This window comes from Amycolatopsis sp. NBRC 101858 (assembly GCF_030269325.1).
Taxonomy (GTDB): domain Bacteria; phylum Actinomycetota; class Actinomycetes; order Mycobacteriales; family Pseudonocardiaceae; genus Amycolatopsis; species Amycolatopsis ponsaeliensis.
Map to the genome: position 1 here is coordinate 562,424 of NZ_BSTD01000001.1, position 23,443 is coordinate 585,866.

Sequence of the window (23,443 nt, forward strand, 5' to 3'; positions counted from 1 at the left end):
ACCTGGAGGAACCATGCCCGAGCCGCGAGAGCTGCTCCGCTTCGCCGTCGTCGGCCTGGCCGCGTACGGGGTCACCCTACTGGGCGACTACAGCCTGAAGCTCACCGTGTTCCGTGAGAAACCGGTAACCGCGCTTTTCTGCGCGACGGTGGCCTCGACGGCGTTCGCGTACCTGCTGTCCCGGCGCTGGTCGTTCGCGGGCCGCGGCGGCCACCACCGGCTGCGCGAGGCGGCGTTGTTCTTCGTGGTCAACGCGGGGGCGGTGGCGGTGAACCTGGTGCCGCCGCTGGTCTCGCGGTACGCGCTGGGGCTGGCGGTACCGCACGTGAGCTACCTGGCGCAGGAGGTCGCGGACTTCGTGGCGGGGATGGTGCTGGGGACCGGGCTGGGCACGGCGTTCCGCTGGTACGGCTACCGGCGGTGGGTGTTCCCGGGCTCAACGCCACCAGTCGGCGTCGCCCAGAGTGGTGAAGCCGAGCTTGTCGTAGAGGGGCTTCCCGGACCGCGAGGCGGTCAGCGTGACGGGACGGTCGTGGAAGTGCCGTAGAACGGCGTGCATGAGGGCGCGCCCGACGCCTTTCGACCGGTGTTCGGGCAGGGTGGCGACCCAGTAGACGCCGCCGACGTGCGCGTCGGCCATGGTGAGGCAGGCACCCTCACCGTCTTTTCCGAAGAAGTCTTGGCCTGGCACCCCGGCCGGGAAGACCGTCCCGGCTTCGAGCGGCTGGTACTCCTCGAGCGGGAAGCCGCGGACGATGATGTCCTCGGCCTTCCGCAGGCCGTCGAGGGTGGTCACGCGGGTGACGGTGTGTTCTTCTCGGACCTCCGCGGGTTCACGGACCATGACGGGCAGCTGCGCCGCGGTCATCCCGATCCCGCTGAGATCGAGCGTTCGGAAGGGATCTTCCACGACGACGGTCCGGCCGTCGCCGCGTTGCCGTTCGGCGAGCGCGGCCGGCCAATACGAGCCCGCCGGACCGGGCCACTTCAGTTGTCCACAGCCCGGCCCGGATGTGGATGGTTCACGCGCTCGCCCGCCGATCCCCGGTTTTCGTCATGCCCCGCCGATAAGCTGGACCAGGGCACGCCCCCCCAGGGAAGGGCGGGGCGCTCTGAGCGGCTGCCGGCCCGGCTCACTCCCCGCCCGGCAGCGCCGGACTCGGCTCGGGCCCAGCGCCCAATGTGACGTTCGGGCGCCAAGCCAGCCCGACCCGAGCGGGCCGCCCGGCTCACTCCTCGCCCGGCAGGGCCCGCTCCGCCAGCAACGCCAGCTCCAGCCGCAGCCGCTCCCCGGGATCGTCCAACCTCGCCCCGAACAACTCGGAAAGCTTCTTCAACCGCGCCCGGATCGTCTGCGGGTGCAGGTCCAGCAGCCGTCCCAGCTCCGGCGCGCTCCCCCGGGTCTGAACCAACGCCAGCAACGTCTCCGCCAGCTGCTCCCGCCGCCGCCCGGACACCCCCGCCAACGGCGCCAACGTCGTCTCCGCCAGCTGGGCCACCAGGAACTCGTCAGCGAGCAGCAGCAGCGTCGTCAAGTGGTCACGGCACCACACCACCGGGCCCGGTGCGTCCAGCAAGCCCCGCGCCGCCAGGTCCAGCGCGCGGCGGGCCACCCGGAACGACTCCGGGGCCTCGACCGGGGGCACCAGCGGGCCGACCGCCGCCATCCAGCCGGCCGGCAACGACGCCAGCCCCGCCAGGTCCGTGTCCGGGGCCGGTGTCAGCGCCGCGGGCGGGCTCCCGAGCGGGTCGGCCGGGACGTGCTCGGGCAGCAGCCCCGGCGGGAACTCCGGCGCGCCCGGCAACGCCCGGAACGCCACCGCCGCCACGCGCGCGGGCACCGGCAGCCCGGACGCCGCGAGCAGACCGTCCACTTCGGCCGGTGCGCGGCCGCCGATCAGGGCGTGCAGCAGCCGGCGGTGGCGCTCGCCCGTGCCGGACATCGCCGCTTCCGCCGCGCGGTAGCCCTCGGCGACCGCCGCCATCGACGTCTCGACGTCGGAGAACATCCCCTCGGCCGCGCCGTACAGGACGTCGCCGGACAGGCCGGCATCCCGGGCGATGTCGGCGATCCACCGCCACGTCACCCGGCTCGACACGCGCACGGCCGCCTGCACCGACTCGCGGCTCAGACCACTGTGGAACGCCTCGCGCCCGTGCCCGCGGAACTCGGCCAGCCGGTCGGCCTGCCACATCGCGGGCGTGCCGACGCGGTCGATGTCCCGCTCGATCCCGCGCCGCGCCTGCTCGATCGCCGCGGTCCGCGTCGGACCGCGGCCGAAAGTACCGGAATATTCCGGAATCTCGGCGGCGATGCCGTCGATGCAGGCCCGCGCGATCTCCGGGATCCGCGGCCGCACCGCGTCGCCGAGCTCGTGGGGCAGCCGGGCCCACACCGAACCGTCCGAGGCAGCGGAACCGCGCATGGAAATTCGGTCCTCCACTGGGGAATTGGCGCCTCGAAATAGACCCGCCATCTGACACGGAGCGTAGATCGCCCACCCGTCCGTGTCAAAAGGACGTCATCGCGTCACCTTTTCCGGGAACACCTCGTTGATTTTTCAGTGACACAACCGTCGGATACGCTCTGCTCCGCCCGGACGCACTCGAAGGGGGATTCGTGGTCGAGTACCGCAGCTTCCGCCTGCTGGCCTCGCTGCCGCGCGCGCTGGGCGCGGGCCTGCGCCCGCACGTCGGGCACGCCGCGGCCTCGATGATCCAGGAGGTCCAGCGCACGGTCCCCGCCTACGGCCTGCCGCTCAAGGGCGTGTTCGGCAAGGTCCTGGTCAAGAGCGTCGAGTACGCCGTGCAGCACTGCGTCGACTCGATGGGTGAGCCGGAGCTGTCCCACGAGCACTGGACCGACTTCTACCGCGGCCGCGGCCGGATCGAGTTCACCGAAGGCCGCAACCTCGACGCGCTGCAGGACAGCGCCACCATCGGGGCCCGGGTGGCCTGGCGGGCGATGCACCCCGGCGTCGTCGCCGCGGGGGTCGACCCGGCCGTCATCTCGGTCGCGGCGGAGGCCATCTTCGCCTACGTCGACGAGCTGTGTGCCACCGCGATCGAGGGCTACCAGCAGGCGCAGGCCGAGGCCGAGGGCGCCGTCCCGGTCCGGCGGCGGCGCCTGCTCGAGCTCATCGTCCAAGCCCCCGAAGGCGCGGCGAGCAGCATCGCCGAGCTGGCCGGCGGCGCGGGCTGGCCGCTGCCGGAGGCCGCCGCGATGGTCGCCCTCGAACGCGGCCCCGACGCCGCCGGCTTCCCCGCCGACCTGCTCGGCGACGGCGTCCTGGCCGACCTCGACGGCCCCGAGCCGCACCTGCTCACCCGCGATCCCGACGCCGACCTCGCGCCGCTGGAAGCCAAGCTCGACGGCTGGCGGGCCGCGGTGTCCCCGACCGTGCCCCTGGCCGACGCCCCGGCCGCGCTGCGCACCGCCCGCCGCGCGCTGCTGCTGTCCGGCCCCGACATCCCCGGCCCGATCATCTGGTGCCGCGACCACCTCGCCACGCTCTGGCTGCTCGCGGAGGACTTCCTGGCCGCCGAGCTGGCCCGCCAGAGCCTCGACCCGTTCGCCTCCCTCAGCGAGAAGCAGCGCGACCGGCTCAGCGAGACGCTGCTGGCCTGGCTGGAGACGCGCGGCGGGGCACCGGAGATCGCGCAGCGCCTCGGCGTCCACCCGCAGACCGTGCGCAACCGGCTGCGGCAGCTCGAGGAGCTGTTCGGCGACCGCCTCAAGGACGCCGACGACCGCCTCGGCATGCAGCTCGCCCTGCGTGCTCAGCTGCTCATGCGCGCGCACCGGCCGGAGGGTGAGCGGGAACGCTGACGGCGCGGTCGAGCGCGCGCACCGGCATCGGCAGCACGCGCCGCCACGGGCGGCACCCCGGCCGCGCCGGCCGGAGCTGCCGCTGGGGTGACGGAAAACTCGCGCGGCAGGACATCAGCGCGTCCGGTGCGTCATTGCGACCATACCTTCGAGGAATACGCGGATACCCGCGGAATGTCGATACGCATTACCGGTGAATCCGGGAGAACCCGCACCCTCGATCGCCTTTTCGGTCCCGTTGTTGTCACGCACACCCGCATTCGGCGTAAGTGGTGTTCGCCACACCGGACGCAAGTAGTCGGATGCCCTATTTTCAGGTTCGCGAGAAAGGCTGCCGATGACCATCGAGACGTACTCCCTGACCCTGCACGGCCGCCGGATCCGGCTGCACGAGCACCCGTCGCGCTCAGGTGCCGGTGACGAAGCGATCGTGCTGCTGCACGGGATCGCGGGCAGCGCCGAGACCTGGGCACCGGTGCTGGCGCGGTGCGCGGCGCTCGGCCGGCGGGTGCTGGCACCCGACCTGCCCGGCCACGGCGAATCGGAGGCACCGCGCGCGGATTACGGCCTCGGCGCGCTGGCGAGCACCGTGCGGGACGTGCTGGCGGTGTCGGGCGTGCGGCACGCGACCGTCGTCGGCCACTCGCTCGGCGGCGGTGTCGCGATGCAGTTCGCCTACCAGTTCCCGGAAATGTGCGATCGGCTGGTGCTGGTCGGCAGCGCCGGGCTGGGCCCGGAGGTGAGCCCGGTGCTGCGTGCCACGGCGTTGCCGGGCGCACCGGCCGTGCTGGCCCTGGCGGTCAACCGCGTGACGCTCGCCATCGCGCGGGCCGCCGCTGGATTAGGGCGCCGGTTCGGCGGATCGTTGAAAGCTGAAACACGAGAGCTGGCCCGGCATTTCGGCTCGCTGGCCGACCCCGCGCGGCGGCGGGCGTTCCTCTTCATCGCCCGCAGCCTCATCGACCTGCGCGGCCAGCGCGCGAGCGCCGCGGAGAAGCTCTACCTGGCTGAAGCCGTGCCGACGCTGCTGGTCTGGGGCGCGCGGGACTCGCTCATCCCGGTCGCGCACGGCCGCCGGACGGCCGGGCTGCTGCCGAACGGCCGATTGACCGTGCGGGAAAACGCGAAACACTTTCCACATGTGTCCGATCCGGACGGGTTCTGCCTGCTGCTGAACGAGTTCGTCCGGGACACCGAACCCGCGCGGCTGACGCTCGATGACGTCGTCGCCCGGCTCACGGCCGCCGCGGGGCCGAAAACACCCGCCTGAAAAGTTGTCACCCGCGCACCATCCGCCCGAAGCGGAAGTGTCACCTCACATCGCGCCGTTCCACCCGTTCGGGTGTAGTCCGGACGGGTTACCGCAAAGTCAGCGGAGAACCCGTTGACAGTGCCGTTCGCGCGAAATTATGTTGCCTGAGCCACAAATCCGGACCGGCTTCGACGACGAAGAGGCCGGTTTTGTTGCCAGCAAGGATAAAACATGACCGACGTGGACACCGGGTTCGCCGCCCCCGCCGTGCGGGCAGGCCGGCCGAACCCCGGCGAGCGCTCTTCCGGACCGGCGTACCGGCAGCAGTCCGTGTCGGCCGACCGGCCCCGGACCACCTACCCCCCGGCCCAGCGGACCGCGGGGGAACCCCGGCCCGTGCGCGCTTCCGGCGCCATCGGGCTGTGGGCGTCCCTGCCCCGCGAGCTGGCGATCCGCTTCAAGCCGCGGGTCGACCCGCTGGCCCGCGCCGTCCTCCAGGAGGTGCAGCGGGCGGTGCCCGAGTACCGCCAGCCCCTCGAGGGCGCGTTCGGGCACATCATCACCCAGGGTGTCCGGCAGGCGATCATCCAGTGCCTCGACAGTGTCGGCACCCCCGGTGCCGTGCCGCTCGAGACGTGGACGACCGTGTTCCGCAACCTGGGCAAGATCGAGTTCAACGAAGGCCGCAGCCTCGACTGCCTGCAGACGGCCTACCGGGTCGGCGGGCGCGTCGCGTGGCGGCACATCTCGGAGTTCGGGCAGGCCAGCGGCCTCGCCGCGGACACGCTGTGCACCAGCGCCGAGGCCATCTTCGCCTACGTCGACGAGATTTCCGCGCTCTCGATCGAGGGCTACACGGCGGCGCAGACCCGCGCCGCCGGCACCCGGGCGCGCCGCCGGAGACGGCTGCTCGAACTGCTGCTCGCCGACCCGCCGTCGGCGCCGCAGACGATCAGCGCGCAGGCCGCGACCGCGCAGTGGGCGCTGCCCGCCGAGGTCACGGTCGTCGCCCTCGAACCCCGCGCCGACCAGCACAGCCTCGCTGCGCCGGACCTGCACTCCGACGTCCTCGTCGACCTCGAGGGCGGCGAGCCGTGCCTGGTCACCGGCGACGCGGAGAAGCACCTGAAGAACCTCACCGAGCGGCTGGGCGGCTGGCGCGCGGTGATCGGCCCGACCGTGCGGCTCACCGACGCGCCGAGGTCGCTGCTGTGGGCGCGCCGGACGCTGAAGCTCGTCCAGCGCGGCGTCCTGCCGGACGCGCCGGTCACGCGCTGCACGGACCACCTGTCCACGCTGTGGCTGCTCGCCGACGAGTTCCTGGTCCGCGAGCTGTGTTCCCGCAGCCTGGAGCCGTTCCGGGACCTCACCCCGAAGCAGCGGGCGCGCCTCGGCGAGACCCTGCTGATCTGGCTGCAGTCGCGCGGCAGCGCACCCGAGATCGCGAAGAAGCTCAAGGTGCACCCGCAGACCGTGCGCTACCGCATGCACCAGCTGATCGACCTGTTCGGCGACCGGCTCAACAACGCCGACGACCGGCTCGACATGGAGATCGCGCTGCGGGCGGAGGCCCTGCTCGGCTCCTGAACCGCTTCAAGGGCGAGGTGGGTTTTCGTGACGGGACCATCGGGCGAAACGACGTTCGGGCCGATGCTGAGCGGCGACGGGCGGCCGGGACAGCTGTGGGCCATGCTCCCCCGGGAGCTGGCCGCGGTGTTCCGGCCGCGGCTGCTCGACGTCGCCGACGAGGTGCTGCGCGAGATCCAGCGGACCATCCCGGACTACGCGCGCCCGCTCGACGGCGCTTTCGGCAAGGCGCTGCGGGCGGGCGTGCAGGCGGCGATCCTGCAGTTCATCGACCGGATCGCGGCGGCAGGCACCGTCTCGGACGAGCGACGGCGGGTGTTCGTCGGGCTCGGCGTGCACGAGCTCGCGCAGGGCCGCAACCTCGACGTCCTGCAGGCGGCCTACCGCGTCGGCGCGCGCGTCACCTGGCGGCGGATGGCCGAGGTGGGGACGCGGGCGGGCGTGCCGTCGGCGACGCTGTGCGTGCTGGCCGAGGCGATCTTCGCCTACATCGACGAGCTGTCGGCGTTGTCGATCGAAGGGCACGCGGCAGCGCAGGCGCGGGCGGCGGGAGCGTTGGAACGCCGTCGCCGCCGGCTGCTGGACCTGCTGCTGGCGGACCCGCCGTCGCCGTCGCGGACGGTCCAGGAAGCGGCGACGGCGGCGGACTGGCCGTTGCCGCACCGGCTGGTCGCGGTGGCGCTGGACGGGCCGGCCGACATCGCCGGGCTGGACGCGCTGGAGGACTTCGAAGACGGGACACCGCGGCTGCTGCTGCCGACACCCGCGGACCGTTCTTCGCTGGTCGCCGCACTGGCGGGCCACCGGGCGGCGGTCGGGCCGCCGGTGCCGCCACGCCAGGCCGCGAGTTCCCTGGCGACGGCGCAGGAGGCATTGCGCCTGGCGGCGGCCGACGTCCTCCCGGACGAGCCGCTGACCTGGTGCGAAGACCACCTGGCGACCCTGTGGTTGCGCAAGGAGCCGTTCCTCGCGACGGAGGTGTCCCGGCGCCGGCTGGCCCCGCTGACGGCGTTGACCCCGAAGCAGTACAACCGCCTGGCGGGGACGCTGCTGGCGTGGCTGGAGACGTGCGGCAACGTCCGCGAGGTCGCGGACCGCCTCGCGATCCACCCGCAGACGGTCCGCGCGCGGGCCCAGGAGCTGGAGACGTTGTTCGCGGACCACCTGAGGGATCCGGACGACCGCTTCGAGATGATCCTCGCCCTCCGCGCCACCCTGACCTAGCCGTGTCGACCCTCTGATCACGCGTGATGCCTGCCCAATCACGCTCGATGCCCCTTTCCGCGCGGCGGGCCGGCGCGCGGCAAAAGGCATCACGCGTGATCAGAGGGGCATCACGCGTGATTGAAGGGTCGACTCGCGTACCCGGACAGTCGACTCGCGTACCTGGACGGTCGGCTCGCGTACCTGGAGGGTCGGTTGGTGAGCCGACCCTCCGGGTACGCGAGCCGACTCCCTGGGTACGCGAGTCGACCGTTCAGACCGGGGTGCCGGGGCTTGTGCGGCCCGCCAGCTCGGCGGCGAGGTGCCGGGCCGGCACCGCGACGTGCGGCGGGTCGAGCATCGTCCGGTGGTCGCCCGGCACCAGCTCGACGTGCAGGTCGGCGCAGCACTCCGCCCAGCCCGGCGCCGCCGCGTCGCCCGCCTGGTACAGCACGACACGGCCCGCGTACGGCTCCGCCCCGGGCGGTGCTTCGGAGTCGAAGAGCACCACGACGTCCACCCGCTCACCCGCACCGGTCAGCCGCCGCGCGGTCTCGAACGCCAGCACGCCGCCGGCCGCCCAGCCGCCCAGCCGGTACGGCCCGGCCGGCTGCACCTCCCGCAGCGACGCGACGCAACCCTCCACATCGGACGCTTCGACGCGGTGGCACGGGACGCCGCCGAGCCGGTCCAGGAGCGGCCGGTACACGACGGCCTCGCCGAACAGCACCAGCGGCGCGCCCCCGAGCCACGGCGGCCGGCCGGGGACGGGTGCCGGCGGGCTCGTCACGTGCTCGGCGAGGTCGTCGAGGCTCGCGCCGCCCAGCAGCAGCGGCACCGGCAGCGTGACGCCGAACTCGCGCTCGGCCGCGGCCCGCGCCCGCATCGCCGTCAGGGAGTCCAGGCCCAGCTCGACCAGCGGCACGTCCCGCGGCACCGCGCCCCCGATGAGTCCCGCGACGATGGCCGCGAGCCGCTCGTGCGCCGTCGCCGGGACGGCCGTCAGCACGGCCGAGAAGAACGGCCGCCGGACGAGGTCCGGGAACCGCCCGGCGACGCGGGCCGCGTCGAGCCGCGCGATCCCGACCGACGGCCGGTCGGCCGCGAGCACCGCGGGCAGTGCGTCGAGTTCTTCGGCCACCGGCAGCCGCTCCAGCACCGGATCCGAGCCCCAGTTCACCGTCGTCGCGGGCAGTCCCCGTGAGCGCCGCCAGGCGGCGAACGCGTCCAGCCACGCGTCCGCGGTCGCGACGGCCGTCCGATCGGGCGCGCCGACCAGCGCGGCCGACGACGAATACAGCAGCCACCAGTCGGGCGGGGTGTCGGCGGTCGCCTCGTGCAGCCGTCGCGCGCCGAGCACCTTGGAGCGCCACACGGCTGTGAGGTCGCTGCCGGGGGCGTGCACGATTCCCCGCAGCGGCAGGCCATCCGCGGTGGCCATGGCGACGAGCCGTTCCGCGACACCGGGTTCCGCGATGTCGTCGTCGACAATCACGACGTCCACTCCAGGCATATCCTCAATGGACAGTCCGCAAAGGACGATTCTGGTGGCACCATTGCCCGCCAGCCAGCGCGCGGTGGCCGCTCCCGGCTCGCCGGTGACCACGTACGCGCCAGGTCCCGTCGACACGCCGTCGACGAGCGGCACGCGATGCAGCCGGGCCGCGTACCGGACGTCGCGGCGCCAGCGGACTTCGTCGTCGGGCGCGTCCGCGCGCAGCTCGCGCGCGAGAACGTCCACATGGGACCGTGCGTCGCAGTCGACGAGCGTCGCCCGCAGTCCCGGCCGGTCGAAGGCGAGCGCCCGCACCAGGCCGCGCAGGAACACCAGCCCCGGCTCGCCACTCGACTGCGTGACCAGGTGGAACCGGACACCGGACCCGAGACGGGCGAGTACCGAAAGGACAGTGCGCAACAGATCCTGGGCGTCTTCGGGATCGCGGTAGGCGTGCGGCGCCCCGGTCAGGAACACGACGCCGCGCACCGGGCGTTCGGCGAGGAAGGCCGGCAGCTCGTCGAGGTCGTCCTGGGGCAGTGAAAGCGCTTCGTCGCCGGCCGCGGCCAGCGCCAGGGCGAGCGCGACGGCCCGGGCGAGCGCGGCCGGATGCTCGTCGGTGAGCAGCAGCCAAGAACGCCGTCCCTCCGGCGAGGCCGAGGGCAGCGGTGCTCGCGGCCACTCGATCCCGAACGCGCGGGCGGCGAGCGGAACACCGGCGGAGGCCTGGACACGGATGTCGCCGACGTCGGCGACGATCTCGCCGTCCTCGGTGACGAGTTGCACCGTACCGTTGCCGTCGGCCATGCACCGCACGCCCCGGCCCGGGTCGCCGAACACCCGGACGCGGCCGAATCCGGTCGGCACCGCGTCTTCGGGCACCGTCGCGGTGAGGGCCGCGCGGAGTCCGCGAACCGGGCCGTAGTCCACTTCGGACGTCGGTGCCGGCGCGGGTTCGGTGTCCGGTGCGACCCACGCCGTTGCGTGGCGCACCCAGCTCGCTCCGGCTTTCGCCCGCACCACGGCGGTGCCGTCAGCTCGAATCTCCGTGCTGAGCAAGGTCTCCCCGGTCACCGCGAGCATCCGGTGGACTTCGAGGCCGTCGACCCGGACGCGCGCGGTGTCGAACAGCTGCCGGGCGCCCGCCAGGAACAGCTCCAGGAAACCGGCCGCCGGGAAGACCGGGACGTCGTGCACGCGGTGCTCGGCCAGCGTTTCCGGCGCGATCGTCGACTGCCACAGGTGCCGCCCCTCGTCCGGTACCTCGACGCGGGTGCCGAGCAGCGGATGACCGGCTGCCCGCCGGGGCGGCGGGAACGTCCGGTGGTCCCACGGGGGCGGGGGCAGGTCGAGCACGGGCGCCTCCGGGTACCGCCGGCCGAGCACCGCCGGGTGCCCGGCGGCGTGCAGCTCGGCCAGCGAGCGCGCGAAAACGTTTTCTTCGCCGTCGCGCCGGCTCAGGGTGGGCAGCGTCCGGACATCGGCGGCGGTCTGTTCGACGGCGGGCAGCGCGATCGGGTGGGGCGAGATCTCGACGAACCAGCGGTGCCCGTCGGCGACGGCGGCGGCGACCGCCTGAGTGAACCGGACCGGACGGCGGAGGTTGGCCGTCCAGTAACCGGCGTCGAACGCCGGCGCCGCACGCGGGTCGTCGAGCACGCTGGAGTAGTAGGTCGTCGCGAGTGGCCCTGACCGCAGATTCCCCAGCCCGGACCGGAACCGGCCCAGAACCGGTTCGACGGCGGCCGAGTTCGCGGTTCCGGCCAGCCGGCGTGCCAACCGGCCAGAATTGTCCACATAGGACATCAACGCGGCGAGGTGCTTGGGGCTGCCGGCAACCGTGCACTGCGCCGGCGACGCGTGGTCGACGACCGTGATGCCCGGGAACCCCAGCTCGCGCACCTCGGCGGCGGACAGCTCGACGACGGCCATCGTGCCGGCGGGCAGCTCCGAGAGCAGGTTCGCCCGGCTGACGACGATGTCAAGCCCCGCCCCGGCGTCCAGCGCACCCGCGACGACGGCCGCCGCGATCTCACCGGCCGAGTGACCGAGCACGGCGGCGGGCTCGACGCCGTGCGCCCGCCACCACTCTGCCAAGGCGACTTGCAGGCCGAACAGGAGCGGCGGCACGACGGCGGGGTCACCGAGCGGCCGGCGCAGGGCGCCCCGCAGCGAGAATCCCGCCTTGGCCAGGAACAACGGTTCCAGCGCGGCCACCGCGGCCCGGAACTCCGGCTCGGCGCCGAGCATCCGCCGTCCCATCGCGGGCCACTGCGCCCCCGCCCCCGAGAACACGAAAACCGGACGCGGCTCCCGCCCGGCCGTCCCCCGGACGACATCTGCCGTGGCGCTGCCGTCGGCGAGAGCCCGGAGTCCCGCGACCAGCGCGGCCCGCGACGCCGTGACGACGGCGGCCCGCAGCGGCAGGTGCTCCCGGCGCCGGGCGAGTGCGGCGGCCAGGTCGCCGGGTGCAGTCCCGCGCCCGGGCCCGGCAAGCCAGTCCGCCAAGTCGCCGGGTGCGGTCCCACGGCCAGGTCCGGCGAGCCAATCCGCCAAGTCACCCGGCACGGTCCCACGGCCAGGTCCGGCGAGCCAATCCGCCAAGTCGCCCGATGCGGTCCCACGGCCAGGTCCGGCGAGCCAGTCCGCCAAGTCGCCGGGTGCGGTCCCACGGCCGGGTCCGGCGAGCCAATCCACCAAGTCACCCGATGCACTCCCGCGGCCGGATCCGGCGAGCCAATCCACCAAGTCACCCGGCGCAGTCCCGCGGCCGGGTCCGGCGAGCCAGTCCGCCAGGTCGCCGGCCCGGCGGCGCAGGGCGGGTTCCGAGCGGGCCGAGACCGTGAAGATCTGCGGCCGCCCGTTCCACCGGGAACCCGGGGCTGCGGGTTCGAGCGGTCTCGGCCATTCCTCGACCACGACGTGCGCCCCCGTGCCACCGGCACCGAGGGCCGAGACACCGGCGCGCGCGGTGCCGGCGTACCGCGGCCAGTCGGTGGTCTTGTCCGGTGACAGGGGGATCCGGCCGTGCCAGAGGGCCAGTACCACCTTGACCAGCCCGAGGATCCCCGACGCGGCGTCGAGGTGGCCGAAGCCCGCCGTCGAACCGAGCAGCAGTGGCCGGCGTGGATCGCGGTTCCGGTCGAGGACAGCCTCGAGCGAACCACCCTGCTGCTCCACATAGTCCACTGTGGACAAGTCCGAGCCGGCGACCGCATGCGCGTCGGCCAGGATCTGCTCCTGTGCGGACCAGCCGATCGCGCTGCCGCGGATCACCGCCAGTACCCGGTCGCCGTCCCGGCGGGCGTCGGTGAGCCTCTTCAGCACCACCACTCCGCAGCCCTCGCCGCACACCGTGCCGGCGGCCGGCGGCGCGAACAGCACGTGGACACCCGCGGCCAGCGCCAGGTCGGCCTCCCCCGCGGCCAGCGCCCGAACCGCGTGGTGGACCGCGACCAGCGCCGACGAACCCGCCGTGTCCACGACCACGCTCGGCCCGCGCAGGTCGAACCGCTCCGACACCCGGTTCGCGATCATCGACGCGGCCGAACCGGTGTCGGTGAACAGCGCGAAGTCCGCCGCGGAGACGCCGGCGAACACGCCGGTCCGGCTGCCCCGGAGCGTGCCGGGCGCGATGCCCGCGTGCTCGAGCGCCGCCCACGTCGTCTCCAGGAGGATCCGCTGCCTGGGGTCCATCGCCGCGGCGTCGGCCGGGTCGATCCCGAAGAAAGCGGCGTCGAACCCGGCGACGTCGGCCAGGAACGCGCCGCGGAAATCATCTTCGAACCACGGACGGCGGTCGGCAGGCACGGCGCCCGTGAAATCGGCGCCGCTCAGCAGCGCCCGCCACAGCTGGTCCGCCGACTCGATGCCACCCGGCAGCCGGCAGCCGACGCCGAGCACCGCGACGGGCTCACCGGCCCGGGGCCGGGTTTCCGGCTCGGCCAGCGGAACGTGCGCGTCGACCGACTCCGGCGCGAGACCGGTGAGCGCGGCGATCCGCTCGGTGAGCCGGCGGCGCAGCTCACCGGGGTCGGTCATCGCACGCCGCCGGGGTCATCGACGATATCGACGGCCGGTACTGCGTATCCACTCGGGTCCGAAGCAGACAGCCGTTCAGCACTCGTGAGCATGGATTCCTCGCGCATTTCTCGCGGCGGACCGGTGATTCACCGTATTTCCCCCGTTGAATCCCTGTCAACGAACCGGGAATGCGCGGAAATACTTTGTCACTCCGTTCACTGCGTCACGGGCAACGCCTGTTGTCAGCGTGACAGTCACGCGGCGGACATCCCGGTGACCCGCCACTTCCCGTCCACACGCTCGGCCGTGACGCTCAGCTGAGCGGCGCCGGTGCTGTGCTGCCCGTCGCCTCGGGTTCCGGTCTGGTCGAGGAACACCAGCAGCGCCGCGCGGTCGCCGTCGAGGAGCTTCACCCCGGACGCGACCGCGGTCGACGTGACCACGAGTTTCTGGTCGGCCGCGAGCTTCCGGACCTCCCCGAAGAGCTGCCCGTACTGCGCGAGCGCGGGGCCGGTGAGGAGTTCCTTCGCCGCCTGTTCGTTCCTGCCCGGGTCGTCGTAGCGGTAGGAGAACAGCGTGCCGAGCGCGGCGCTGATCTGTTTCCCGGCGTCCGCGGTACCGGCGACATCGGAAAGCGCGGTGTTGTGCGCGACGACGGCGTTCGTGCTCTTCGCTTCGAGCGTGCACCACCCGGCCAGCACCGCCATCACGACCGCCACTGCGGCGAGCACCCACGGCGGCCGGCGGCGAGGTTCCCCGACCGGCGTCTCGGGCTCGGGTGCCGGGTCGTGGTGCCGGCCGGCGACCTTCACCGCGCGCTTCTTCGTCGGCGTGGTCATGGCGCCTCCCCCGTCGGGACCTGGCCCAGCCCGGTGACCCGCCAGCCTTCGGGCCCGCGCGTCAGGTCGGCCTGGAACCGGTTGCGTTTCGTCACGGCGTCGCCGCCTGCGGGCGCCACCACCAGCTCGACCGACGCGATCAGCTTCGCTGTGCCCGCGCCGGTGTCCACTTCGGTCACCGCCGCGTCGGTCACCTTGCCGGTGGTGACGGTCTTCGCCTGCGCGATCCGGTCGAGACTGCCCTGGCGGTCGGCGGCCAGCTCGTCGTGCAGCGCGCCCCCGGAAAGGTCCAGCCAGTGCTGGTACCCCGGCGCTGCCTGCCGGTAGTCCAAAGTGGTCAGTCCGGTGACGGCGGTCCGGCCCGCCTGCAGCGCGTCCTCCCGGACGACCGCCCGCGCGACGCCGTCGTCGTGCGCCGCCTGCCACCACGTGAACCCCGACCACCCGGCCGCCACAGTCGCCAAGACCGCGGCCACCCACGCGAAGATCCTCACGGCCGTCCTCCCGGTGCGTTCTGCGAACCCCGCACGTTCGTCGGGTCGCCCTTCGGCAGCGCACACCGCGCGGCCGTGTTCAGCGGACGGGTCGCCGTGTCGAGGCCGTCGTGATACGGCGTCGGATACCCGCTGGTGCACGGTGGCGGGTCGAAGAAGGTCAGCGACAGCCCGAAGTGCGCGCCGTCCGGCCGGACGACCGCGCTCCCCGCGGCGACCGCCTCCGGTGCGGTGATCAGCAGCTGCCGCAGCCCGTCCTGCCGCGCTTCGAGGACGTCCGCGGTGGTCAGCAAGTTGGCGAGCAACACGCCCAGCTGCGGTCCGGAATCTCGGATCAACGCGCCGACCTCGTTCGCCGCCGCGGGCACCGCCGGGATGAGCGTGCGCAGGTCTCCGTCGGCCTGCTTCAACGTCGAGGCCAGGAGCTTCGCGTTGGCACCGAAGCTGCGGATCGCGTCGGCCTGCTGCACCTGGGTGTCGAGCACGACGTGCGCGTCGGTGACGAACCGCGTCAGCGGCGCCACGTGCGCGCTCGCCGCCTGCACGAACTCGATGCCGCGGCCGACGAGCTGGTCGAGCGCCGGGCCGGCGTCGGACGTCGCGTTGTACAGCTCGTCGACGACCGTGCGCAGCGCCGGCTGCGGGACCGAGTTCGCGAACGAGTCCACTGTCGACAAGACGACGTCGACCGGCAGCGGGATCTTCGTGTCGGCTTGGGTGATCACCGACCCGTCCCGCAGCTTCGGCCCGCCGTCGGTACGCGGCCGCAGGTCGACGTACTGCTCGCCGATGGCCGACCGGTCGGCGACGACGGCTTCGGTGTCGACCGGGACCGGCGCGGTGCCGGCGTCGATCTCGAGGTCCGCCTCCATCCCGGCCGGGGTCAGCCGCAGCTCGCCGACGCGGCCGATCGGCACCCCGCGGTACGTGACCTCGGCGTTGGTGAAGATGCCACCGCCGGTCGGGAACTGCGCTTTCACGGTGTACCCGCGGTCGAAGAACACCTTGTCGAGGCCCGCGTAGGTGGCCCCGACGTAGGCGACGCCGAGCACGGCGATGACGACGAACAGGGTCACCTGGACGCGCACGAACCGGGTCAGCATCAGTGGCCCACCTTGAGGAACCCGTTGAGGTAATCGCCGCGGATCGCATCGAGCGCGGCGTCCGGGAACGGGAAGGTGAAGATCATCTCCATCGCCTTCGGCAGCTTGTCGCCGGAGTCGGCGAGTCGCCGCAGCAGCGGTTCGAGGGCCTTGAGGTCGGCGACGAGGTCGTCCTTGCTCTTGTTCACCGTGTCGACGGCCACCGAAGTCAGGCCGTCCAGGGACTTGAGCATCCCGACCAGCGCTTCCCGTTGCTGGTTGAGGACGCCGATGCCGGGTGTCAGGCCGTTGAGCGTCGTGGTGATCTGGTCGGTGTGCGCGTTGAGCGTCTCCGCCAGCTTGTTGACACTCTCGATGGCCCGCGTGATCTCGGTGCGGTGTTCGTCGAGCCCGCGCACGAACTCGTCCAAACTGGACAGCAGGCTGCGCGCCGCGGTTTCGCGGCCGCCGAGGGCTTCGTTGAGCTGGTGGCTGATGTTCTGGATCTGCGCGACCCCGCCCCCGTTGAGCAGCAGCGACAACGCGCCGAAGACCTCTTCGATCTCGGGTGTCAAAGTGGACCGGTCCAGCGGGATCGCCGCGCCGTCGAGGAGCCGGCCCGACGGCGTCGCGTCGTCCGGCGGGGCCAGCTCGACGAACTTCTCGCCGAGGATGCTGGCCTGCCGCAGCCGCGCGACGGCGTTGCCCGGCAGGTCGACGTCACCGTTGACCAGCAGGTCGACGAGCGCGCTGTGCCCGTCCCGCGCCAGTTCGACCTTGACGACCTGGCCGACCGGCACGTCGTTGACCTTGACCCCGGACTGCGGCACCAGGTCGAGGACGTTCGTGAAGCTCGCGGTGACGTGGATCGGGTGGTCGCCGAGCGCGGCGCCGCCGGGGAGCGGGATGTCGTAGACGCTGACCCCGCGCCCGCAGCCGGTGGTGACCAGCGCGAGCGTCACGACCGCGGCGACCTTGACCAGGGACTTCATTTCGGCTCCGGGAACTCGAGGAGGTTGCCGCGGCCGTCGATGGTCCCGTTGGCCTTGTCGTAGGCACCCAGCAGGTTCGTCAGGGCGTTCGGGGCGGCTTGGAGAGCTTCGGCGAGCGAATCCTTTTGGTCCACCAGCACCTTCGTGACGTCGGCGAGCTTGTCCACATCGGACTGCACCTTGCCGCGGTTGTCCTTGATGAACCCCTGCACGACGCCCAACGCCTGGGTCAGCTCGGTCAGCGCGCCGGAGAACTGGTCGCGCTGGTCGGCCAGGACCTTGCTGAGCGACGCGATCTGCGAGATGGCCTGCTTCACCTGGCCGTCGTTGGCGGCGAGCATCGCGGTGAACTTGCTGATGTTGTCGACGGATCCGAACAGGTCGTCCTTCGAATCGCTCGCCGCGCGGGCGAACTCGCCGAGGTTCTTGATCGCCGTGCCGATGGTCTGCCCGTTGCCGTCCAGGTACTCGGCCGACTTGGTCAGCACCTCGCTGACCGCGCCGTCCTTGTTGGCACCCTGCGGGCCGAGCGCCGTCATGAGCTGGTTGAGGCTGTGCAGCAGGTCGTCGACCTCGACCGGGGTGGCCGTGCGTTCGCGCGGGATCGATGCACCGTCGGCCAGCTGCGGCCCACCCCGGTAGACGGGCGTGATCTGTACGTACCGGTCGGCGACGAGGCTCGGCGTGATGACGACGGCCCCGGCGTCCGCGGGCAGCCGGACATCCGGATGCAGCGTCATGGTCACCTTGACGTCGGTTCCGTTCGGCTCCACTTTGGACACCGAGCCGATGGCGACGCCGAGGACGCGGACGTCCGAGTTCGGGTACACCCCGACGGCGGCGGCGAAGTACGCGGTCAGCGTGCGTTCGGCCGGGGCGGTCGCGAGCGGCCACACCGCCGAGACCACCAGCGCGAGCACGACGCCGAGCGTGAGCGCCTGGAGCCGGCCGCGACGGCGAGCCTGGGCTCCGAGGTCGATGAGCTGGTGTGCCATCAGCGTCCCCCGTTCTTGGGCGGCAGGCAGCTGCCCGGCGTGGTGCCGGTGGGGATGAGCCCGCAGATGTAGGTGTCGATCCACCGGCCGTTGCCGACGGCGTTGCCGAGCAGCCGGTAGAACGGGCCGGCGAGACGCAGGCTGTCCTCGAGCTTCCCCTGGTTCTGCTGCAGCACGGTGGCGACGCGGTCGAGCTGGTCGAGCGCCGGGCCGAGGGTCTTCTGGTTGTCCGCGACGAGCCCGCGCAGCTGGATCGAGAGGTTCTTGACGCCGCTGAACAGCGACGCGATCGCGTCCTTGCGGGCGTTCAGCTCGGTGAGCAGGGTGTTGCCGTCGCGGATCAGCGCCTGGATCTGGTCGGACCGCTCGCCGAGCGTCTTGGACACCTGGTTGGTGTTCTGGAACAGCTTGACCAGCTCGTCGTCACGGGACGCAAGCGTTTGCGACAAGGCGGCGATGCCGTCGAACGCGGTGCGCACGTCCTGCGGCGCCGACGCGCCGAGCGTGTCGGACAGGACGCGGAACGCCTGCGCGAGCTGGTTCGTGTCGATCGCCCCGACCGTGCTCGCCAGGTCGTTGAACACCTCGGTGACGTCGTAGGGCGAACTGGTCCGCTCGGGCGGGATGGGCTGGTCCGGGTTCAGCTCGGCGTTGCCGACCGGGTCGAGCACGAGGTTCTTCTGGCCGAGGAGGGTCTTGATCTTGATCGCCGCCGTGGTCCGGTTGCCGATCCAGGTGTCCTTGACCCGGAACAGCACCTCGACGTGGTCGCCGGCCAGCCGCACGTCGGTGACCTCGCCGACCTTCACCCCGGCGACGCGGACCTCGTCGTTCGGCTTGAGCCCGGCGGCCTCGTGGAATTCGGCCCGGTAGGTCGTGCCGCCGCCGATGAGCGGCAGGTCGTCGGAGAAGAACGTCGCAGTGCCGGCCAGCGCCATGACGAGCGCGGTCACCGCGCCGACGACGATCGGGTTGCGGCTGCGGAACGGCTTGATCCGGGGCGGTTTCACCGGCACCTCTCAGCGGTCACGGGGATGCCTGGAACTTGTCCGCCCGGCGCGGGCTTCGCGTCGGTCTCGACCGAGCAGAGGTAGAAGTTCGCCCACGAGCCGTAGGAGAAGAGCGTGCCGATGCGGTCGAGCTTCTTCGGCAGGTTGTCGAGGAACTGCTGGAACACCGGGGTGTTGTCGGCCAGGTTCTTCGAGAGGTCGCCGAGCGCGGTGATGCTGTCCTTGAGCGGCTGCCGTCCTTGCTCCAGCAGCCCGGCGGTGGCGGTGGTCAGCTCGCCGAGCCCGCCGATCGCCTGGCCGATCGGCTTGGCGTCCGCGGCCAGGCCGGTGACCAGCTGCGCGGTCGTGTCGACGAGCGCGTCGAACTGGTCGCCCTGGGCGTTGACGGTGTCGAGCACGGTGTTGAGGTTGCCGATCACCTGCCCGATCACGGCATCCTTTCCGGCCAATGTGGATGTCAGCGACGCCGTGTGCTGCAACAGGCTTTCGATCGTGCTTCCCTCGCCTTGCAGGACCTGGATGATTTCGAACGACAGCTGGTTGACGTCGTTCGGCGACAGCGCCTGGAAGAGCGGTTTGAAGCCGTTGAACAACGCGGTGAGGTCGAGCGCCGGCTTTGGTCCGTTCCAGGGGGATCTGTGCGCCTTCGGCGAGCGTCGGCGAAGTGTCGGTGGCGCCCGGGTCGACCGAGAGGTACCGCTGCCCGACGAGGTTGCGGTAGCGGATGGTGATCGAGGCCGAGGCCGTCAGCCGGTGCGTTCGGTCGACGGAGAACGCGACGTCGGCCAGCCGGTGTTCGACGACGTGCACCTCGTCGACCTGGCCGATCCGGACGCCGGCCATGCGGACCTCGTCGCCGGGGTTGACCGACGTCGCGTCGGTGAACCGGGCCGTGTAGCCGATAGTGGCGCCGACGCTCGAGTTGGCGATGGTGATCGCGAGGATCCCGGTGGCGGCCGCGGTGACCAGGAAGAAGATCAGGCCTTTGATCGCGGGCCCGGCGACGCTCCTCATCGGACGGTCACCTCCGTCCCGCGCAGCGCGGGTCCGATCAGGACACTGCTCCAGTCCGGCACATCGCCCAGCGTGGGCCTCAGGATTTCGGCGACGAGCTGCCGCTCACCCGGCGAGTTCGCCGGGCCGAGGTCGCCGTCGGTGGCGCCCGAGGCCGCCGCGCCGCCACCGCCGTAGCACTTCGGCCCGCCGGTGGCGTCGAACCGCGGGGTGTCGCGCCCGGGCACGTACTTCTCGCGCGGGTCCTGCACGGTGAGCGTCACGTGCAGGCCCGGCTCGTTCGTGCCCTTGCCGAGCGCCTTCTCCATCAGCGGCTTGAGCCGGTTGACTGCGTCGAACAGACACGGGAACTCCGGCGAGTACCGGGAAAGCAGCTCCAGCGACGGGCGGCTCTCCACCGAGACGCCGATGATGTTGTCCTTGTTCTTCCGCAGGAAGTCGTTCAGGTGCCCGGTCGCGCTGGTGACGCTCGAGTAGAGGTTGTCGAGGTCCGCGCGGGTGTCCACAATGGTCTTCGCGGTCGTCGAAAGGTCGGTCAGCGCCTGCAGGATGTCCGGCGCGGCACCCGTGTAGACGTCGGCCGCGTTCGCGAGCCCGGTGATGTCCGCCTTGAACTGCGGCATCAGCGGGTTCACCTGGGCCAGCAGGTCCTGCAGCTTGACGATGCTGTCGCCGATCGGCTGGCCGCGGTGGTCGAGGGCCTGGGAGATCGCGCCGAGCGAGCTGTTCAGCTTCTGCGGCTGGACCGCCCGTAGCAGCGGCAGCAGGTCGCCGAGGACGCGTTCCAGCTCGATCGCACTCGACGAGTGGTCCTGCGCGATGACGTCCCCCGCGCCGAGCTTCCCTTGTGGACGGTCCGGCAGGACGAGGTTGACGTACCGCTCGCCGAACACCGTCTTCGGCAGGAGCCGCGCGGAGACGTTCTCGGGCAGCGTCCCGATCTTCGCCGGGTCGAGCGCGAGGTCGATCTCGGCGCCGGTGCGCGTGCTGCGCACCGCCCGGACCTCGCCGAACGGCACGCCCTTGACCTTCACCTCGGCGGTCGGCGCGAGCTGGTTGCCGACGCGATCCGCTCGCAGCGTCACCACTTCGGAGTCGTCGAAGTCCTTGTCGTAGATGGCGACCGCGAGGTAGCCGAGCAGGACGAGCACGCCGAGGAACGCGACCCCGGCGAGCTGCGTGCCGAACCGGCTCATCCCGACACCTTCACCGTGGTCGTCGCGCCCCAGATGGCCAGCGACAGGAAGAGGTCGAGCACGCTGATCAGCACGATCGACGTCCGCACGGCCCGGCCCACCGCCACGCCGACCCCGGCCGGGCCACCACTGGCGCGATACCCGTAGAAACAGTGCGTCAAAATCACGCCGACGCTGAAGACGAGCACCTTGCCGAACGACCAGAGCACGTCACCCGGCGGCAGGAACAGCGTGAAGTAGTGGTCGTAGGTGCCACCGGACTGTCCGAAGAAGACAACCGTCGTCACCCGGGAGCCGAGGTAGGAGATCAGCAGTCCGATGACGTAGAGCGGGACGATCGCGATGAACCCGGCGATGATCCGGGTGGTGACCAGGTACGGCATGCTCCGCACGGCCATCACCTCGAGCGCGTCGATCTCCTCGGAGATCCGCATCGCACCCAGCTGCGCGGTGAACCCACTGCCCACAGTGGACGAAAGCGCGAGCCCGGCGACGAGCGGCGCGATCTCACGGGTGTTGAAGTACGCGGTGAGGAACCCCGTCATCGCGGAGATGTTGATCTGGTTCAACGCGCTGAAGCCCTGCAGCCCGACGGTGACACCGGTGAACACGCACAGCCCGACCATCACGCCGATCGTGCCGCCGATCACGGCGAGCGCACCGCTGCCGAACGTCACCTCGGCCAGCAGCCGGACGACCTCGCGGAAGTAGCGGGTCACCGCGAGGGGGACGGCGGCGAGCGCGCGGACGTAGAACAGCAGCTGGTCGCCGAGGTCGAACAGCCGGTCGCCGGGTTTGCCGAGGATGGCCACTCAGGTCCCCTTCGCCGGAACGAGTTGCAGGTACAGGGCGGTGAGCACGGTGTTGACGAAGAACAGCAGCAGGAACGTGATGACGACGGACTGGTTGACGACGTCGCCCACGCCCTTCGGCCCGCCCTTGGGGTTCAGGCCGCGATAGGACGCGACGACCCCGGCGAGGTAGCCGAAGATCACGGCCTTCACCGAGCTGACGACAAGGTCCGGCAGCTGTGCGAGGGCGTTGAAGCTGGCCAGGTAGGCGCCCGGCGTGCCGCCCTGGATGATGACGTTGAAGAAGTAGCCGCCGAGCACGCCGACCACGCTGACCAGGCCGTTGAGCAGCACGGACGCGCAGACGGCGGCCTGCACCCGCGGCACGACCAGGCGCTGGATCGCCGAGACGCCGAGCACCTCCATCGCGTCGATCTCCTCGCGGATGCTGCGCGCGCCGAGATCGGCGCAGATCGCGCTGCCGCCTGCGCCGGCGATGATCAGCGTCGTCACGATCGGGCTCGCCTGCTGCACGACGGCCAGGACGCTCGCGGCGCCGTTGAACTGCTGGGCGCCGATCTGGCTGGTGAGCGAGCCGAGCTGCAGGGAGATGACCGCGCCGAACGGGATCGAGACGAGGATCGCCGGTGCGATGGACACGCTGGCGATGAACCAGAACTGCTGGACGAACTCGCGCACCTGGTACGGCCGGCGGACCATCGCGAGGATGATGTCGAGGCCCATCGCGCACATGCGGCCGAACTCGCGCAGGCCGTTCGCGGCCCGTTTCTGCACCTGGATCGTCATGCCTTGCACCCGGTGCTGAAGCACCGCAAGGTCAGGTTCGAGACGAACGTGTTGCCCGGCCCGGAAACGAGTCCGGTGAGCAACCGGCTCAAGTCCTCGTGCCCGGTGCACCCGGCGAACGGGGGCGCGGTGAACGTGGAGGTCACCTTCACCGGCGGAGCCGGCAGCGAGATCGGCACCAGCGCCTTGATCGTCACCGCGGCGGGCTGGGCCGTCCGGCAGTCCGGCCCGACGTCGAGGGTCTTACCGTCCACTTTGGCGTCCGAGAGCTTGATGAACACCTTCGCGGTCACGTCCGTGTCGGCGCAGATGTTCGTCTGCGTGGCCTTGCAGTCCTTGTCCTTGCCCGTGTGGACCGTCGCCGTTCCGGTGGCGTCGCCGTCCGGGATGATCTCGACCCGGCCGGTGGTGGCCATGAACCGGAACGCCACGAAGTACCCGTCGGCCGGCGGGATGCTCAGCTTTCCGGTGATGGGCACGGTGTTCGTGAGGCCGCCCAGTGCGCCGTCGAAGGTACCCGGCGGGAAGGCGATGTCGGAGCCGAGCTTGGCGACGTGGCTCGTGGTCGGCTGCTGGGCGTCCCCGAGGGTGAAGCCGAACGGAATTTGCGTCGCCGCGGCCTGTGCCGGGACGGCGTTCTCGCCGGGCGCGGCTTCCGCCGCACCCAGCGAGAACGCGATCAGCACCAGCACGAGTGGCAGCGAGAACCGGGTCAGCAGCGACATGCGGACTTCCTCATCGAAGGCGATCCTTTCCGACGCTACTGACGGTTCTCGTTGCCACACAAGGGTTTTCGTATTCTTGTCACGCGGGTCTGCGTTTCCGCGCCACGAC

Annotated in this window: 18 protein-coding genes and 1 pseudogene; 5 read left to right on the plus strand and 14 right to left on the minus strand. The window is 71.7% G+C overall.

Annotated features, from left to right (window positions below):
• The first annotated feature begins 13 nt into the window (after positions 1-13).
• The gene (locus QSK39_RS02590) at positions 14-547 is read left to right on the plus strand and encodes a GtrA family protein (protein ID WP_285476052.1); all 534 of its coding nucleotides are present in this window, start codon (positions 14-16) and stop codon (positions 545-547) included.
• Here QSK39_RS02590 and QSK39_RS02595 read toward each other — a convergent pair.
• The gene (locus QSK39_RS02595; RefSeq protein ID WP_285476053.1) at positions 437-910 is read right to left on the minus strand and encodes a GNAT family N-acetyltransferase; all 474 of its coding nucleotides are present in this window, start codon (positions 908-910) and stop codon (positions 437-439) included. The genes QSK39_RS02590 and QSK39_RS02595 overlap by 111 nt on opposite strands.
• A 319-nt stretch (positions 911-1,229) precedes the next feature.
• Positions 1,230-2,426 (minus strand): PucR-like N-terminal domain-containing protein, encoded by a 1,197-nt coding sequence (locus tag QSK39_RS02600; protein ID WP_285476054.1) that lies wholly within the window; start codon positions 2,424-2,426, stop codon positions 1,230-1,232.
• A gap of 194 nt (positions 2,427-2,620) precedes the next feature.
• Between QSK39_RS02600 and QSK39_RS02605 the strand changes: the two genes are divergently transcribed.
• From QSK39_RS02605 to QSK39_RS02620, 4 genes are all read left to right on the plus strand, one after another.
• The gene (locus QSK39_RS02605; RefSeq protein WP_284745855.1) at positions 2,621-3,829 is read left to right on the plus strand and encodes a PucR family transcriptional regulator; all 1,209 of its coding nucleotides are present in this window, start codon (positions 2,621-2,623) and stop codon (positions 3,827-3,829) included.
• Positions 3,830-4,166: 337 nt separating this feature from the next.
• Entirely contained in the window at positions 4,167-5,099 is a 933-nt protein-coding gene (locus QSK39_RS02610) for an alpha/beta fold hydrolase (RefSeq protein ID WP_285476055.1), read from the plus strand.
• A 378-nt stretch (positions 5,100-5,477) separates the two neighbouring features.
• A complete protein-coding gene (locus tag QSK39_RS02615) occupies positions 5,478-6,668 on the plus strand; it encodes a PucR-like N-terminal domain-containing protein (protein WP_285477912.1) in 1,191 nt (396 codons plus the stop codon).
• A 27-nt stretch (positions 6,669-6,695) separates the two neighbouring features.
• Positions 6,696-7,892, plus strand: a complete 1,197-nt coding sequence (locus tag QSK39_RS02620; RefSeq protein WP_285476056.1) for a PucR-like N-terminal domain-containing protein — start codon at positions 6,696-6,698, stop codon at positions 7,890-7,892.
• 253 nt (positions 7,893-8,145) lie between these two features.
• Here the strand turns inward: QSK39_RS02620 and QSK39_RS02625 are convergent, their stop codons facing one another.
• From QSK39_RS02625 to QSK39_RS02680, 12 genes and pseudogenes are all read right to left on the minus strand, one after another.
• On the minus strand, positions 8,146-13,407 hold the full coding sequence (locus tag QSK39_RS02625; RefSeq protein ID WP_285476057.1) for a type I polyketide synthase: 5,262 nt from the start codon (positions 13,405-13,407) through the stop codon (positions 8,146-8,148).
• A gap of 236 nt (positions 13,408-13,643) precedes the next feature.
• Entirely contained in the window at positions 13,644-14,228 is a 585-nt protein-coding gene (locus QSK39_RS02630; RefSeq protein WP_285476058.1) for a hypothetical protein, read from the minus strand.
• Complete coding sequence (locus QSK39_RS02635) at positions 14,225-14,722, minus strand: Rv1363c family protein (RefSeq protein ID WP_285476059.1); 498 nt, start codon at positions 14,720-14,722, stop codon at positions 14,225-14,227. Before QSK39_RS02635 ends, QSK39_RS02630 begins: the two co-directional genes overlap by 4 nt.
• Positions 14,719-15,825, minus strand: a complete 1,107-nt coding sequence (locus QSK39_RS02640; protein ID WP_285476060.1) for an MlaD family protein — start codon at positions 15,823-15,825, stop codon at positions 14,719-14,721. The genes QSK39_RS02635 and QSK39_RS02640 overlap by 4 nt, the downstream gene beginning before the upstream one ends.
• Positions 15,825-16,796, minus strand: a complete 972-nt coding sequence (locus tag QSK39_RS02645) for an MCE family protein (protein WP_285476061.1) — start codon at positions 16,794-16,796, stop codon at positions 15,825-15,827. Before QSK39_RS02645 ends, QSK39_RS02640 begins: the two co-directional genes overlap by 1 nt.
• Positions 16,793-17,791, minus strand: coding sequence for an MCE family protein (locus tag QSK39_RS02650; protein ID WP_285476062.1), 999 nt, complete (start codon positions 17,789-17,791; stop codon positions 16,793-16,795). The genes QSK39_RS02645 and QSK39_RS02650 overlap by 4 nt, the downstream gene beginning before the upstream one ends.
• A complete protein-coding gene (locus QSK39_RS02655; RefSeq protein ID WP_285476063.1) occupies positions 17,791-18,801 on the minus strand; it encodes an MCE family protein in 1,011 nt (336 codons plus the stop codon). The genes QSK39_RS02650 and QSK39_RS02655 overlap by 1 nt, the downstream gene beginning before the upstream one ends.
• Positions 18,798-19,815 (minus strand): annotated as a pseudogene (locus tag QSK39_RS02660) (MCE family protein). The gene QSK39_RS02655 and the pseudogene QSK39_RS02660 overlap by 4 nt, the downstream one beginning before the upstream one ends.
• Positions 19,812-21,011 carry an MCE family protein gene (locus tag QSK39_RS02665; RefSeq protein WP_285476064.1) on the minus strand — a complete coding sequence of 400 codons (1,200 nt, stop codon included), beginning with the start codon at positions 21,009-21,011 and terminating at the stop codon, positions 19,812-19,814. Before QSK39_RS02665 ends, QSK39_RS02660 begins: the two are co-directional and overlap by 4 nt.
• Complete coding sequence (locus QSK39_RS02670) at positions 21,008-21,823, minus strand: MlaE family ABC transporter permease (protein ID WP_285476065.1); 816 nt, start codon at positions 21,821-21,823, stop codon at positions 21,008-21,010. Before QSK39_RS02670 ends, QSK39_RS02665 begins: the two co-directional genes overlap by 4 nt.
• Positions 21,824-22,609 (minus strand): MlaE family ABC transporter permease, encoded by a 786-nt coding sequence (locus QSK39_RS02675; protein WP_285476066.1) that lies wholly within the window; start codon positions 22,607-22,609, stop codon positions 21,824-21,826.
• Positions 22,606-23,334, minus strand: coding sequence for a hypothetical protein (locus tag QSK39_RS02680; RefSeq protein WP_285476067.1), 729 nt, complete (start codon positions 23,332-23,334; stop codon positions 22,606-22,608). The genes QSK39_RS02675 and QSK39_RS02680 overlap by 4 nt, the downstream gene beginning before the upstream one ends.
• Positions 23,335-23,443 lie beyond the last annotated feature (109 nt).

Excerpts from the sequence above, each read along its gene's own strand:
- QSK39_RS02640 (WP_285476060.1), bottom strand. The coding sequence starts at position 15,825 with ATGCTGACCCGGTTCGTGCGCGTCCAGGTGACCCTGTTCGTCGTCATC.
- QSK39_RS02665 (WP_285476064.1), bottom strand. The coding sequence starts at position 21,011 with ATGAGCCGGTTCGGCACGCAGCTCGCCGGGGTCGCGTTCCTCGGCGTG.
- QSK39_RS02630 (WP_285476058.1), bottom strand. The coding sequence starts at position 14,228 with ATGACCACGCCGACGAAGAAGCGCGCGGTGAAGGTCGCCGGCCGGCAC.
- QSK39_RS02590 (WP_285476052.1), top strand. The coding sequence starts at position 14 with ATGCCCGAGCCGCGAGAGCTGCTCCGCTTCGCCGTCGTCGGCCTGGCC.
- QSK39_RS02680 (WP_285476067.1), bottom strand. The coding sequence starts at position 23,334 with ATGTCGCTGCTGACCCGGTTCTCGCTGCCACTCGTGCTGGTGCTGATC.
- QSK39_RS02650 (WP_285476062.1), bottom strand. The coding sequence starts at position 17,791 with ATGGCACACCAGCTCATCGACCTCGGAGCCCAGGCTCGCCGTCGCGGC.
- QSK39_RS02610 (WP_285476055.1), top strand. The coding sequence starts at position 4,167 with ATGACCATCGAGACGTACTCCCTGACCCTGCACGGCCGCCGGATCCGG.
- QSK39_RS02645 (WP_285476061.1), bottom strand. The coding sequence starts at position 16,796 with ATGAAGTCCCTGGTCAAGGTCGCCGCGGTCGTGACGCTCGCGCTGGTC.
- QSK39_RS02625 (WP_285476057.1), bottom strand. The coding sequence starts at position 13,407 with ATGACCGACCCCGGTGAGCTGCGCCGCCGGCTCACCGAGCGGATCGCC.
- QSK39_RS02600 (WP_285476054.1), bottom strand. The coding sequence starts at position 2,426 with ATGCGCGGTTCCGCTGCCTCGGACGGTTCGGTGTGGGCCCGGCTGCCC.
- QSK39_RS02675 (WP_285476066.1), bottom strand. The coding sequence starts at position 22,609 with ATGACGATCCAGGTGCAGAAACGGGCCGCGAACGGCCTGCGCGAGTTC.